The sequence below is a fragment of the Streptomyces sp. NBC_00289 genome (genome assembly GCF_041435115.1).
Classification (GTDB): Bacteria; Actinomycetota; Actinomycetes; order Streptomycetales; family Streptomycetaceae; genus Streptomyces.
Window position 1 is genome coordinate 9,349,781 of sequence record NZ_CP108046.1, and the last position, 14,193, is coordinate 9,363,973.

Sequence of the window (14,193 nt, forward strand, 5' to 3'; positions counted from 1 at the left end):
GACACCACCCTACGGCGTTGATCTCGGAGGAGACAACATCTGTTGTCACGGCCCCGGTAGAGTTGGCCTGCCGCGCGCCCGGGTCGCGGTCCATGGAACGTGAAGGAGCTGCGCACCCCGATGAACAGCAAGTCGGCCGACGCCGAGGGCGCGTTCTCCACCTGGACGACCCGCCGCTGGCTGTGGGCGGGGGTCTCGGTCACCCTGATCGTGCTCGCCGTCCTCGGATCGCTCGGGGGCTGGGCGATGTGGCGCACCTCGCAGATCACGGCCGAGCTGGTGGACAGGCGATCGCCCGCTCTGATCGACTCCATGCGGGTGCAGGAGGCCCTGGTGAACCAGGAGACCGGCATCCGCGGTTACGGACTGTCGGGTCAGCGCGACTTCCTTCAGCCGTACACGCGGGGTGTGGCCGAGGAGAAGGTCGTCCTGCGGCGCCTGCGACCCCTGCTGGCCGGCGACGAGCGAGCCCGCGCGGACCTGGCCGACGTGGAGCGGCTCGCCGGCAGTTGGCAGGAGCGGATAGCCGGCCCGGTCACCTCGGCCCCGGCCGAGGATGCCGTGCAGCTCGCCACGGAGCGAGCGGAGGAGGGCAAGTCCACCTTCGACTCACTGCGGAAAGCCCTGGCGCGCCAGCAGTCCCACCTGGAAGCCGAGCGGGCGACGGCCAGTCGTGAACTGCGGCACGCCACGAAACTGCGGAACTGGATGTTCGCGGTCATCGCCGTCGTCATCGTCCTGGTGGCGTTCGTCGTCTTCGAGGGACTACGGCGCGGCATCACAGGTCCGCTCAGTCTGCTCGGCTCCGACGCGCGCGACGTGGCGCAAGGCCGCTTCGACCTGGCCCTCGTCGGCAAGGGCCCCGCCGACCTGCGGCAGCTGACATCGGACGTCGAGTCGATGCGCCGGCGCCTGCTGGAGGAACTTCAGTCCAGCGAAGCGTCCCGGACTCTGCTGGACGAGCAGGCGGCGGACCTGAAGCGGTCGAACGCGGAGCTGGAACAGTTCGCCTACGTCGCCTCGCACGACCTGCAGGAACCGCTGCGCAAGGTGTCCAGCTTCACCCAGCTCCTGCAACGGCGCTACGGGAGCCAACTGGACGAGCGGGCCGACCAGTACATCGCCTTCGCCGTCGACGGCGCCAACCGTATGCAGGTCCTCATCAACGACCTGCTGGCATTCTCCCGGGTCGGCCGCGTGCACAACGAGCACCAGACCGTCGATCTGGAGGAGGTGATGAGCAAGACCCTCGACAACCTCAGCGTGGCCGTCGAGGAGAGTGGGGCCGAGATCACCCACGACGTGTTGCCGACGGTCGTGGGGGACACCACCCAACTGGGCATGCTCTGGCAGAACCTGTTGTCGAACGCCATCAAGTTCCGGAGCTCCGACCGGACGCCGCACATCCACGTCAGCGCCGTATCCGCCGACGGCGTGTGGGAGTTCGCCGTCAGCGACAACGGCATCGGCATCGCACCGGAGTTCCAGGAGAAGGTCTTCATCCTCTTCCAGCGGCTGCACACCAAGGACGCCTATCCGGGTACCGGCATCGGCCTGGCGATGTGCAAGAAGATCGTGGAATTCCACGGGGGCACGATCGGAATCGACCCCGACCACACGCCGGGCACTCGCCTGGTCCTCACCCTTCCCGCCGTCGAGGCCGCGCCCGCGGCCCCGGAGAGAAAGACGCAGCCGTGACCGATCAGGCCGCCGGCCGCGCGGAGCAGTACCGCATCCTGCTCGTGGAGGACGACGACGGAGACGCGCTCCTGGTCGAGGAACTCCTCTACGACACCGGCCTTCCGTACACCCTCGCGCGGTGCCACACAGCCGCCGACGCACGCACGGCGCTCGCGACGCGCCCCGTCGACTGCATCCTGCTCGACCTGCACCTCCCCGACGCCTCCGGCGTGCAGACGGTCCAGGCGATCCAGCCCGACACCCAGGCCGCCATCATCGTCCTGACCGGACTGGACGAACCCCACGCGGGAGTCGAGGCCCTGGCCGCCGGCGCACAGGACTACCTCATCAAGGGCAAGGTCGAACCGGACCTGATGCAGCGTGCCGTCCGCTACGCCGTCCAGCGAAAGCAGGCCGAGCGCGCCAACGCCGCCCTCCAGATCGGCCGGCTGCGGGCCGAGGAGAACGCCCGTCTGGAACGCGGCCTGCTGCCCGAACCCCTGCTGTCCTCCACCGCCGTCACCGCCTCCAGCCGCTACTACCCAGGGCGGGCGCAGGCTCTGCTGGGTGGTGACTTCCTCGACGTCGTGCAGACCGACGACGGACAGGTGCACGCCGTCATCGGGGACGTCAGCGGTCACGGTCCCGACGCGGCCGCACTCGGCGTCTGCCTTCGCATCGCCTGGCGCGCCCTGACCCTCGGCGGCCACCGTGACCAGCACCTGCTTCATCTGCTGGAACAGATACACATCGCCGAACGCACCGGCAGCGACCTGTTCACCACCTGCACCCTCATCACCCTGGACCCGGTCAGGGCCACCCTCACGCTGCACCTGGCCGGCCACCACGAACCCCTGCTCGTCACCCCCGACGGCGTGCGGGAAGTCGCCGCCGCCCACGGCATCGCCCTCGGCATCGCCCCCGGTCTGGGCAAATGGCCGGCCACCACCCTCGCCCTGCCCGCCCGCGGCGCCCTCATCGCCTACACGGACGGTCTCATCGAGGGCTTCGCCGACAGCGTCGACGACACCCGGCTCGGAGTGGAAGGCCTGCTGCGCATCGTCGACGCGATCCGTACGCCGGACTCCGGAACCCACCTCGACCAGCTCATCGCCCGAACCCGCACCCTCAACGCCGACCGTCACACCGACGACCTCGCCGTCCTGCGCCTGGACTGGAACACCGGGCCGGAAGGACAGGCTTAGACCCTGGTCGTGTCGCGAGCCGCTCAGGCGGACGCCTCGGCGCGGATGTGGCGCAGGCGGTGCATGACCTCGTTGGCGCCCCGGCCGAAGTAGTCGTGCAGGAGCCGGTATTCGGCGTACAGCCGGTCGTAGGCGGCGGCCCGTTCGGGATCGGGCTGGTAGGCCCCGCGGTGGCCGCTGCCCATGGTCTGGGCGGCGGCCCGGATGTCGGGGTACGCGCCGGCGGCGACGGCGGCGTGCATGGCGGCGCCGAGGGCCGGCCCCTGGGCGGAGCCGATGACGCCGAGGGGGCGGCGGGTGACGTCGGCGTAGATCTGCATCAACAGCGCGTTCTTCGTCAGACCGCCCGCGACGATCAGTTCCTTGACCGGCACCCCGGCCGTCTCGAACGCCTCGATGATGGTGCGGGTGCCGAAGGCGGTCGCCTCCAGCAGGGCGCGGTAAACGTCCTCGGGGCGGGTGGCGAGGGTCAGGCCGACCACCAGCCCGCTGAGGTCGTGGTCGACCAGGACGGAACGGTTGCCGCTGTGCCAGTCCAGCGCGATCAACCCGTGCTCTCCCACCCGCTGTTCGCCGGCGAGGGCGGTGAGGTGTTCGTGGGGGTCGCGGCCCAGGGCCTGGGCCTGCTCGGCGTACGAGGAGGGGAAACCGGTGCGGACGAACCAGCCGAAGATGTCGCCCACGCCGCTCTGCCCGGCCTCGTAGCCCCACAGGCCGGACACGATGCCACCGTCGACGATCCCGCACATGCCCGGCACGGTCTCGTTGCGGTCGGAGCTCATGATGTGACAGGTGGAGGTGCCCGTGATGACCACCATCCGGCCGGGCTCCACCGCTCCAGCGGCGGGCGCGGTGACATGTGCGTCGATGTTGCCGACGCACACCGTGATGCCCTCCGGCAGCCCCGTCCAGGCGGCTGCTTCTGCCGTCAACGCCCCTGCTCTGTCACCGAGTTGGGCGATGGGATGATCCAGCTTGTCGGTCACGAAGTCCGCGAAGCCGGGGTTCAGTGCCGTCAGGTAGTCGCGGGAGGGGTAGGCGCCGTCCTGGAACTGGCCCTTGTATCCGGCGGTGCAGGCGTTGCGCACGTACGTCCCGCACAGCTGCCACACGATCCAGTCCGCGACCTCCACCCACCGCTCCGTGCGGCCGTAGACCTCCGGATCCTCCTCCAGCACCTGCAGGGCCTTGGCGAACTCCCACTCCGAGGAGATCCGTCCGCCGTACCGCCGCAGCCACCCCTCCTTCCGCTCCTCGGCCAGCGCCGTGATCCGTTCGGCCTGTGCCTGGGCCGCGTGGTGCCGCCACAGCTTGACGTAGGCGTGCGGGCGGTCGGTCAGGTCCGGCAGTTCGCACAGCGGCGTGCCGTCGTCGAGCACGGGGAGGACCGTGCACGCGGTGAAGTCCGTCCCGATGGCGATGACTTGCTCCGGCCGGACCCCCGAGCGGCCAAGGGCCTCGGGCACGGCGTGGCGCAGGACGTCGATGTAGTCGGAGGGGACTTGCAGGGCCCAGTCGGGCGGCAGCCGGGTGCCGTCGGGCAGTTCGCGGTCCAGGACCGCGTGGGCGTACGGGTGCTCCGCCGTACCCAGCTCCGCCCCGTCGCGGACGCGGACCACGACGGCCCGCCCGGACAGCGTGCCGAAGTCGACTCCCACGACGCAGGGTTCGAGGTTCGCGCGGTCATCGTGCGGTCTGGTCACAACCGGGTCGCCTTTCTGGTGGGGATGCGTGCCGACTCGAACACATCGTGCAGGGCCCCCGGCATGCTTCGGGCATATCGTTCAGCGTTCGATACAACGAATGAGAGAGGGATGGGTTCCGGGCCGGCGAGACGGGCCGGGTCCGGGAGACGCGGGGAGGAGGCTCCCGGACCCGGCTCGGGACGCGGTCGCTAGCCGGTCACGGGAGCCACGGTGAGGCGGCCGACGTTGGGCGCGTACGCCGTGGAGTTGGCGAAGGTGGCCGTAGGCGATCGTCCGGGGAGAGCCGCCGTCGACGGTGAGGGTCTGGGTCGCCGGTCCACCGGACTGGTTGCCGTAGAACACGTCGATGTCGTACGTGCCGGTGCTCGGGACGGCGACGGTGAAGGCGGCCTGGCTGTCCGCCTTGTTCAGGCTGCCGAACGTCCTTGGTGCCCGAGGTCGCGTAGCCGTAGGGGTTGGAGACCGTGCCCCTGGGTGTAGACCGTGCCACTGGTGAGGGCGGCGTTCTCAGCCTCGTACGTCGCGGACCAGGGGACGTCGCGGTGGGCGAGCCGGTGCCCGCGGGGGCGCGGCCGCCACCGCCGCGGCCCCCGAGCAGGCCGCTGTCCGGGCCTACCCCCAGCCGGACTTCAGCCCGGACGCGATCGCCTTCACCCTCACCGGCGCGATGACGGGCCGTATACACCTGTCGGGGTTCCTCGACCGCATGACCCCGGAGCAGTTCGAACTGGTCCGCTCGGGCATCTCGGTCTACAAGGACATCCGCTCGCAGATCGCCGACAGCCTTCCCTTCTGGCCGCTCGGGCTTCCCTCCTGGGAGGACACCTGGATCGCCTCCGGCCGGCGCGGTCATGACGCCACCTGGCTCGCACTGTGGCTACGGGCGCCGATCGTCGCCGAGCCGGAGACAGCGGCGCATTCACGAGGCGATGAGGGAGCGGCGCATTCGCGAGGCGTGTGCGAAGGGGATTCTCCGTACACGTCTGCAGCCCCGGTCGGTGATGTACCGGACGCTGTTGGTAAATCCGCCCCGCTGGATCTCATCCGGCGGGGCGGAGTGCTGCGAAGGGTGAGACGCGGGTGCGGGCGAGGGGTCTGCCGGTGAGCCAGGCATCGATGCGGGCGAGGTTGATGGCGGCGCCGGTGAAGTGGTGTTGCAGTCGGGTCTTTGCGAGACCGCGGTAGCGGGATCTGCGCAGGCCGAAGGCTTGGACGCCTTGGGAGATGCTGCCCTCGACGCCGGCGCGGTGTCCGTAGCGGCGGCGCCAGTGGTCGGTGTCCTGCTCGGTGCGGGCCTGCTGAAGAATCTCGTGCTCGGCTTTCGGCCGCAGGGTCAGGTTGCGGCCGGTTCCGGCGTTGGTGCAGGACGTTCGCAGTTCGCAGGGGCCGCAGTGCCGTTCGGCGAAGCGGACGCGGGTGACCGGGGTGCCTCGGTGGCTGCGGGTGTCTCGCCACGAAACGCTGATGTGGCCACCAGGACAGACGGCGTGGCGCTGGTCCCAGTCGATGGTGAAGCGGGTGCTGTCGAAGAAGCCGCCGGTCACCTGGTGCCGGTTGGTGTTCTTCCCCACCGGTCCGACGAGGTCGATGCTGTGATCGCGGCGGGCGTGGTGGATCTGCTCGGCATCCACGTATCCGGCGTCCACCAGGTGTTCGTCCGGCACCAGTCCGCGTTCAGCCAGGGCGGTGTGGATGTCCTCCAGCACCGCGCCGTCGGTCACTGGTGCCGGGGTGGTGTGGATGTGGGTGATCAGGTGCGGGGCGTCGGGCTCGCAGGTCTCGCTGAGATGAACCTTGTATCCGGACCAGCCCAGATCCCGCTTCGCCCCGGTCCTGGCCTCGGGCTCGTGCGGGGTGCGTAAGCGGATCAGACCGGGCGGGGTGTTCTTCGGCTCCCGCCAGCGCACGGCCCCCTCGGCCTGGTGGAACTGCTGCACCCAGGTCTGACGCAGGAACTCCACCGCGGGCAGATGCCGCAGGCCGGGCGGTGCCGACGCCGACCAGGCGGCTTGGAGCAGCACCATGCCGTCGGCCCCGCACTGGTCGCCGTGCTCGACGCGGGCGGCCCACCGGGAGGGGAAACGGCTGTCCTCCGGCCGGGCCGAGTACCGGTCGAACCACTCCGGCGCCGCCACGGTCACCAGCCAGTCCCCGGCCGCCTCGGCGATCTGGTTCAGTGCCGTGCGCAGCGTCTCGACCACGAACTCCAGCCGGCTCAGGTCCCTGGTCACGGCCAGTACATGAGTGGCGTCCGTGCGCTGCCGCTTGCCCGCCGTGACCAGCCCCGCTTCCCCGGCGGCGGTCAGTACCGCGTCGAACACCGCCCGGCCCGCATCCGACTCGGCTAGCCGGGCCCGGAACTCACTGAGCACGGAGAAGTCGAACCCCGTGTCGGCCAGCTCCAGCGACAGGGCGTACTTCCAGTCCAGACGCGAGCGCACCGCGTGCGCGGCCTGCCGGTCGGTCAGCCCCTCCGCGAACTGCAACACCGACACCAGCGCCAGCCGGGCCGGTGACACCGCCGGACGCCCTCGCACCGGGAACAGCTCCTCGAAATCGACGTCGGCGAAGACCGGCCCGAGCGCATCCCGTACCCGCATCACCAGACAGCCCTTCGGGAACACCGCACGCGCCAACCGCACGGTCTCCTCAGGGATCTCCGCCAACTCCACCCCACGCAACGACACGAACCCACCCCAGAAACACGACGACGGCCTGCACAACCCCAACGGGGTCACACAGGCCGTCGTCACGCAAACCCCGGATTTACCAACAGCGTCCGGTGATGTACCGGCCGGGGCTGCAGGCGATGGGGGTGTTCATGAGGGGCGGTCGTCCGTGGGGCGTGAGGCTCTGTGGAGCTTCAGTCGGACGATCGTCCCCGCACGTGAGGGGCGAGCCCCGGTTCCCGGGGTTGTGGACGGAGCTAGTCCTTCGCCGTCGTGCTGGTCACGTCGGTGACCGTCCAGCGTTGGTTGGAGCCGGAGTTGGGCTGCCACGTGGTGACGGCGGCCCCCTCGTTCGTGGCCTGGCCGCCGACCTCCAGGACGCGTCCGGTGGCCTTGTTCACCAGCGTCCACGTGCCGTCACCGGTGGTCGACATGATCCACTCGGTGGCGGCGTCGCGCTTGCCGGTGTCGGGTTCCACCACGGGCACGTTGTCGCGGACGGCGAGGCGCTTGCCCTCCGCCGGGTTGCTGAAGACGTACCGCTGGCGGGCGCCGGTCTCGCCGTACCGGGCGTCGAGCTGCCACTGCTGCGCGGTGCCGCCGTTGCCCGTACCGATGGCCAGGCTGGTGCCGTTGGCCGAGACGGTGACCGCCTTGCCACTCTGCACGCCGGTCAGCGTGTAGGTGTGGCCCCTGCGGATCAGCGGGGCGTCCTTCGCGACACCGGAGACACCCTTGATGGTGAAGGAGGTCACCGACTGGGCGGGCACCGTGAACGTGGCCTCGCGGCCGCTGACCTTGATCGGCGCCTGCTTCCGCAGCTTGCCATCGGCGCTGGTGACGACCGGGGTCACGGTCGCCTTCCGGTCGACGGTGCCGAACTTGGACAGGTCGACGGTGACCGTGCGGGCCTCGGTGGTGCTGTTGACGTGGACGAGCGAGGCGCCCTTGCCGTTCGCGGTCACCGCGGCGGCGCTGGAGGTGTCGTTCGTCTTGATCAGCTTGTCGCCGGGCTTGATGAAGTGCGTGAAGTTGCGCGCGGTGTCGAACTTGGTGTTCGTGTAGACGGGGCAGGACTCAAGGGTGTCCTCGGAGGTGCAGCTGAACGGGAGCTGGATGCTGCCCCAGTTGCCGCCCTTCGCGGACTCGCCGCCCGGCTTCATGTTGTCGTAGTCCTCGACCGGCTGCCAGAACACCCAGGCCTTGGGCTCCAGTTCCCGCAGGTCGTTGACCATCTGCTGGGCGAGCCCGAGGCCCGGCCGCATGTCGGTGAAGCTCTGGCCGTCGCCCCAGTCGCCCTCGACCTCGCTCATCCACAGCGGCTTGTCGGCGGCCTTGGCCAGGTCCCGCACGGTGGTGCGCTGTCCGGTGCCGTAGGTGTGGACGTTCATCTGGTCGACCAGGTCGCGCGAGGCCTGCGAGTAGGAGTTCCAGTTCGTCGAGAAGATCGACGGGTTGGTCTCGTCCATCGCCGAGATGTCCGACTTGACCTTCGCCTTCTTCAGCGCGGGAGCCAGCGCGGCGAGTACCTTCTGCTGGAGCTCGGGGCCGATGTGGGCGCCCTCCTGACGACCGCCGACCGGCTCGCCGTCCGCGCCCAGCTTGGTGCCCCAGTAGCCGGTGTTGGGCTCGTTGAACGGGTCGACGGTGTCGACCTTGATGCCCTCCGCCTTCTCCAGCCGTTTGGTCGCGCCCGCCATGTAGGCGGCGAAGTCGTCGACCGAGTCGGTCTTCAACTGGTCCTTGTTGGCGTCGAACCCGCCGGAGACGTAACCGCTCTCGGTCATGAACCACGGCGGGGAGTTGCTGAACGTCTCCCAGTGGGTGATGTCCTTCTTGATGCGGTCCACCCACCAGCGCTGGTTCGCGTCGGCGTTCTTGTTCCAGTCGGCCGGGTCGTCGGCACTCCACCAGTCGGTGTCCTCGCGGGTGGTGCCCGCGGGCGCCTTCCACCAGCCCTCGACGGCACCACCGGCGCGCAGGTAGTCGTTCACGTCGGGCGCGTTGCCGCCACCGATGTTGTACCGGGCTATGTTCAGCGCCAGGCCGTCGTCGCCGAAGAGGAGCTTGGCGAGCTTCTCGCGGATCGCCGGCGGGTAGTCGCCGGTGGCGTTCGCGAACCAGACCAGACTGGTGCCCCAGCCCTCGAACTTCTCCTGCTTGTACGACGGGTCCGGTGTCACGGTGACGGAGGCGGCGGCCTCGGCCTGTGCGGGGACGCTGAGCAGGGCGGCCCCGGTGGCCAGGGCCGTCAGTGCGGCGGCCCCGAGGGTCCGTCTGGTGCGGGTGCGGCGTGCCATCGTGTGCTCCCAACTGTGAGGTGGTCGCTGCGATGTCCCCTCCCACCCGGTGACGGGAGGGGACGGCCCTCGAACGGCCAGGTGCCGTCCGAGGAGTCGTGCGTGCGGGTGGAGCGTGAAGCGGGTGGTTCAGTCGGCCGGCCGGCGCAGTACGGCGACGTCCCGCGGTCCGAGGGTGAGGAGGCCGTGGGCGAGGGGGGTGCCGTGCAGTACCTCTCCGGCGAGGCCGGGCACCTGCACGGTGGCGTCGGTGCGGTTGGCCAGGAACAGGAACCGGCTGTCGGCGCCGCGGCGCACGGTCAGTTCGACCAGTCCGCGTACGCCGGCGGGCAGTTCGCTCTCCACCCCGGCTGGTCCGAGCAGGCGCGGCAGCAGCGCGGTGAGCCCTTCGACACCCAGCCGCGTGGAGACGTAGGCGGCCGAGCCGCTGCCCGTCGGCCGCCGGGTGACGGCGGGACGGCCGGCCTGGGGGCCGGTGCGGTAGCCGGCCAGGACCTCGGTGTCCGGGGCGGTGACGGTGATCCGGTCGGTCCACACGCTGCCGGTCGTCGTGTCGTCCAGGGCGACGGTCTCCCCGGGGAGCAGCGGGCCGAACTCCTCGACACGCAGGCCGAGCAGGTCGCGCAGGGCGCCCGGGTAGCCGCCGAGCCAGACGTGGTCGTTCTCGTCGACGACCGCCGAGAAGTACGTGGTGATCAGGTGGCCGCCCTGCTCGGTGTACCGGGTGAGTTCCTTGGCGAGGTCGGCGGGCACCATGTGCAGCACGGGGGCGATCAGCACCTGGTGGCGGGTCAGGTCGGCGCGGGTGGTGACGAGGTCGGCGCGGATGCCGAGGCCGAGGAGCGCCGAGTACCAGTCGAGCGCCTCCTGGCGGTAGTCGAGCAGGGAGGTGGGGTGCGAGTCCTGTTCGCTCGCCCACCACGAGTCCCAGTCGTAGACGATGCCCACCCTGGCCGGCTCCCGCTCGGATCCGGCGACCGGGGCGAGAGCCTTGAGGGTCGCGCCGAGTGCGGTCACCGCGCGGAAGAGCTCGCTGTCCTCGCCGGCGTGCGGGACCATCGCCGAGTGGTACTTCTCGGCGCCGGCCGACGACTGGCGCCACTGGAAGAAGCAGACCGCGTCGGCGCCGTGTGCCACGTGCAGCAGTGAGTCGCGGGCCAGGTCACCGGGCCGCTTGGCCACGTTGACGGGCTGCCAGTTGACGGCGCTGGTGGAGTGCTCCATCAGGAACCAGGGCCGGCCGCCGGCGATGCCGCTGGTGAGGTTCGCGGAGAAGGACAGCTCGTCGCGGTCCTGGGGTCCGGGGTGGACGTAGTGGTCGTTGGAGACGAAGTCGATCTCCTCCGCCCAGTCCGGGTAGTTCATGCCCTTGGTGCCGCCCATCACCATGAAGTTCGTGGTGACCGGCACGTCGGGGGTGATCTCGCGGAGGACGTCCCGCTCGGCCCGCAGGTAGTCCTTGAGCGCGTCCGACGAGAACCGCTTGAAGTCCAGCTGCTGGGTCGGGTTGGGGTGCGAGGCGGCCAGCCGGGGCGGCAGGATCTGCTCCCAGTCGCTGTAGCGCTGCGACCAGAACGCCGTGCCCCAGGCGTGGTTGAGGGCGGCGAGCGTGCCGTAGCGGGCGCGCAGCCATACGCGGAAGGCGCGGGCCGCGTCGTCGGAGTAGTCGTAGATGTTGTGGCAGCCCAGCTCGTTGGAGACGTGCCAGGCGACCAGCGCCGGGTGGTCCTTGTACCGGTCCGCCATCTCGCGTACCAGGCGCAGGGCGTGCTCGCGGAACACGGGTGAGGTGGGCCGCCAGTGCTGGCGGGCGCCGGGCCACAGGGTCTCCCCGTTCGCCGTGACCGGAAGGATCTCCGGGTGGGCCGTGCTGAGCCAGGGCGGCGGGGAGGCGGTGGCGGTGGCCAGGTCGACGCCGATGCCGCCCTCGTGGAGCAGGTCCATGACCTCGTCGAGCCAGGCGAAGTCCCACTGGTCCTCGGCGGGCTGGATACGGGCCCACGAGAAGATCCCCACGGAGACCACGTTGACGCCGGCCTCGCGCATCAGCCTGACGTCCTGCTCCCACACGTCCCGGGGCCACTGCTCCGGGTTGTAGTCGGCGCCGTAGGCGAGGCGGTGGGCGGGGTCACCGTCCGCCCCGCTCCGCAGGCGGGACAGGAGGGTGGAGATCATGGCGGTCCTTCCGAAGGTGGTACACGGGGGCGGCGCGGCCCGGGTGCCGCGCCGCCCGGCGTTCTACTGCTTGGTGACTGCTACTTCTCGACGGTGAAGCCCTGCTCCTCGCCGTACTTGACCGAGGCGTCCTGCCACGACTTCAGCGCGTCCGTCAGCTTGGTGCCGGAGACGTAGGCCTTGCCGACCGTGTCGTTGAAGATCGAGTTGGCGTACTGCTGGAAGGGCAGGTACGACCAGTCGGAAGCCACGTTGGCGGCGGACTCGGCGAAGATCTTGTTCGCCTCCTGGCCACCGAAGTAGTCGAACTTGGTGTTCTGGAACTCGGTGGACTTCAGCTCCGCGGTGGTCGCCGGGAAGGCCCCCTGCTTGACACGGGTCTGCACACCGTCACCGGCGTTCGCGTACTCCACGAAGGCGTAGGCGAGTTCCTTGTTCTTGCCCAGCGCGGGCAGCGCCAGGGAGCTGCCGCCGTTCTCCGTGCTCGCCTTGTCACCCTTGGTCCACGCCGGCATCGGGGCCGCTCGCCAGTCACCGGAGGCGTTCTTCACACCGGTGACGAAGTTGGCCGGCATCCAGGCGCCGCTGGGCAGCGTGGCGATGGTGCCGTCGCCCAGGCCCTTGTACCAGTCGTCGGTCCAGCCGTAGATGGGCGCGACGAGCTTCTCGTCGATGAGCTTCTGCCAGGTGTCGGTGTACTTCTTGGCGCCCGCGTCACTGAAGTCGATCTTCACCTTGGTGCCGTCGACCTTGTAGGGACGCGAACCGGCCTGCCACAGCAGGCTGGTGGTGAGACCCGCGTCGCCGGCGTCGGCGGCGATGTAGAGCTTGGGGTCGGCCTTGTGCAGCTTGCGGGCCGCCTCGACGTACTCGTCCCAGGTGGTCGGAACGGCGATCTTGTACTTGTCGAAGACCTTCTTGTTGTAGAACAGCGCCATCGGACCGGAGTCCATCGGCAGTCCGTAGACGGCCTTGCCGTCGCTGACCGCGTTCCACGGACCCGGCGTGTACTTGGAGGCGAGCTTGTCGGCGCCGTACGAGGACAGGTCCGTGAGGCCCTTGGTCAGCGAGTACTGGCCGAGCGCGAAGTACTCGACCTGCGCGACGTCGGGGACGCCCTTGCCGGCCGATATGGCGTTCGACAGCGCGGTGTAGTGCTTGTCGCCCGAGCGCTCACTGACGAGGTTGATCTTGACCTTGGGGTACTTCTTCTCGAAGTCGGCGGCGACCGTCTTGAGCGTCGGCTCCCAGGCCCAGACCGAGACCGTGCCGCCCTTCTCCAGGGCTGCCTGGATGTCCCCGGCCGAGACCTGCTTCTGCTCGGAGCTGTCGTCCGAGCCGCCGCAGGCGGTGGCACCCAGGGCGAGGGTGGACAGGAGGGCGAGGCCGCGCAGGAGGCGGCCGGTCTTTCTGCGCATGGAGGTGCTTCCGCTTCTTCGTGGGTGGGACAGGTGAGGGTGGGGTGAGCAAACGTGGGGCTGGGGAGGCGGCCGGAGGGGCGCCGGGTCATTCCTTGACGCTTCCGGCGGCGAGACCCGACTGCCAGTACTTCTGCAGCAGCAGGAACGCGGCGATCAGCGGAAGGATGGTGATCAGCGAACCGGTGATCACCAGGTTGTAGATCACATCGCCACCGATGGTCTCCGCCTGCGAGTTCCAGGCGCTCAGGCCCAGGGTCAGCGGGTACCAGTCGGAGTCCTTGAGCATGATCAGTGGCAGGAAGTAGTTGTTCCAGGTGGCCACCGTGGTGAACAGCAGGACGGTCACGAGGCCGGGGGCGAGCAGCGGCAGGGCGACCTGGAAGAAGGTGCGCACCTCGCCGGCCCCGTCGATGCGGGCGGCCTCGAGGAGTTCGGTCGGGATGGCCTCGGTGGCGAAGACCCACATCAGGTACAGGCCGAACGGCGACACCAGCGACGGGATGATGACCGCCCAGGGGGTGTCGGTCAGGCCCATCTTGCTGAACATCAGGAAGGTGGGCACCGCGAGCGCTGTGCCGGGAACGGCGACGGCGCCGATGACCACGGCGAAGACGCCGCGCTTGCCGAAGAAGTCGAACTTCGCCAGCGCGTACCCGCCCAGCACCGCGAGCAGCGTGGCGCCACCGGCGCCGAGCACGACGTACATCGCGGTGTTCAGGAGCCAGCGGCCGAAGATGCCGTCGTGGTACGTGAACGTGTCGCGGATGTTGTCCCACAGGGCGAAGTCGTGGGCGAACCACAGACCGGACGAGTCGGCCAGGCCCGACTGGGTCTTGGTGGCGTTGATGACCAGCCAGATCAGCGGCACGACGGTGTAGAGGACGACCAGTGAGGTCAGTACGGTGAGCAGCACGCTGCGCTTGGGCCGCCCGGGGGAGTGCCGGCGCGGAGTACGCAGCCGTGGCGTGCTGGTGGGGGCGCCGGCGGCTTTGGCGGGCGGGGCGGGGGAGGTGGTGGTGACAGGGGTGCTCATCTGG

At 69.8% G+C, this 14,193-nt stretch carries 8 protein-coding genes; 2 read left to right on the forward strand and 6 right to left on the reverse strand.

From position 1 onward, the window contains the following. The first annotated feature begins 120 nt into the window (after positions 1-120). On the forward strand, positions 121-1,698 hold the full coding sequence (locus OG985_RS42230) for an ATP-binding protein (RefSeq protein ID WP_371673705.1): 1,578 nt from the start codon (positions 121-123) through the stop codon (positions 1,696-1,698). After that, entirely contained in the window at positions 1,695-2,885 is a 1,191-nt protein-coding gene (locus OG985_RS42235) for a PP2C family protein-serine/threonine phosphatase (protein ID WP_371673706.1), read from the forward strand. The genes OG985_RS42230 and OG985_RS42235 overlap by 4 nt, the downstream gene beginning before the upstream one ends. 23 nt (positions 2,886-2,908) lie before the next feature. Here the strand turns inward: OG985_RS42235 and araB are convergent, their stop codons facing one another. The 6 genes from araB to OG985_RS42265 form a co-directional block, all read right to left on the reverse strand. After that, entirely contained in the window at positions 2,909-4,588 is a 1,680-nt protein-coding gene (gene araB, locus OG985_RS42240; RefSeq protein ID WP_371673707.1) for a ribulokinase, read from the reverse strand. Between the two features lie 1,043 nt (positions 4,589-5,631). Then, on the reverse strand, positions 5,632-7,278 hold the full coding sequence (locus OG985_RS42245; protein ID WP_331718584.1) for an IS1182 family transposase: 1,647 nt from the start codon (positions 7,276-7,278) through the stop codon (positions 5,632-5,634). A 239-nt stretch (positions 7,279-7,517) separates the two neighbouring features. Then, positions 7,518-9,560 carry an RICIN domain-containing protein gene (locus OG985_RS42250; protein WP_371673708.1) on the reverse strand — a complete coding sequence of 681 codons (2,043 nt, stop codon included), beginning with the start codon at positions 9,558-9,560 and terminating at the stop codon, positions 7,518-7,520. A 129-nt stretch (positions 9,561-9,689) separates the two neighbouring features. After that, the gene (locus tag OG985_RS42255) at positions 9,690-11,735 is read right to left on the reverse strand and encodes a beta-galactosidase (RefSeq protein ID WP_371673709.1); all 2,046 of its coding nucleotides are present in this window, start codon (positions 11,733-11,735) and stop codon (positions 9,690-9,692) included. Positions 11,736-11,815: 80 nt separating this feature from the next. Next, the gene (locus OG985_RS42260) at positions 11,816-13,153 is read right to left on the reverse strand and encodes a sugar ABC transporter substrate-binding protein (protein ID WP_371673710.1); all 1,338 of its coding nucleotides are present in this window, start codon (positions 13,151-13,153) and stop codon (positions 11,816-11,818) included. Between the two features lie 88 nt (positions 13,154-13,241). Beyond that, positions 13,242-14,189, reverse strand: a complete 948-nt coding sequence (locus tag OG985_RS42265; RefSeq protein ID WP_371673711.1) for a carbohydrate ABC transporter permease — start codon at positions 14,187-14,189, stop codon at positions 13,242-13,244. Positions 14,190-14,193: the final 4 nt, after the last annotated feature.

Excerpts from the sequence above, each read along its gene's own strand:
- OG985_RS42250 (WP_371673708.1), bottom strand. The coding sequence starts at position 9,560 with ATGGCACGCCGCACCCGCACCAGACGGACCCTCGGGGCCGCCGCACTG.
- OG985_RS42230 (WP_371673705.1), top strand. The coding sequence starts at position 121 with ATGAACAGCAAGTCGGCCGACGCCGAGGGCGCGTTCTCCACCTGGACG.
- OG985_RS42255 (WP_371673709.1), bottom strand. The coding sequence starts at position 11,735 with ATGATCTCCACCCTCCTGTCCCGCCTGCGGAGCGGGGCGGACGGTGAC.
- OG985_RS42265 (WP_371673711.1), bottom strand. The coding sequence starts at position 14,189 with ATGAGCACCCCTGTCACCACCACCTCCCCCGCCCCGCCCGCCAAAGCC.
- OG985_RS42260 (WP_371673710.1), bottom strand. The coding sequence starts at position 13,153 with ATGCGCAGAAAGACCGGCCGCCTCCTGCGCGGCCTCGCCCTCCTGTCC.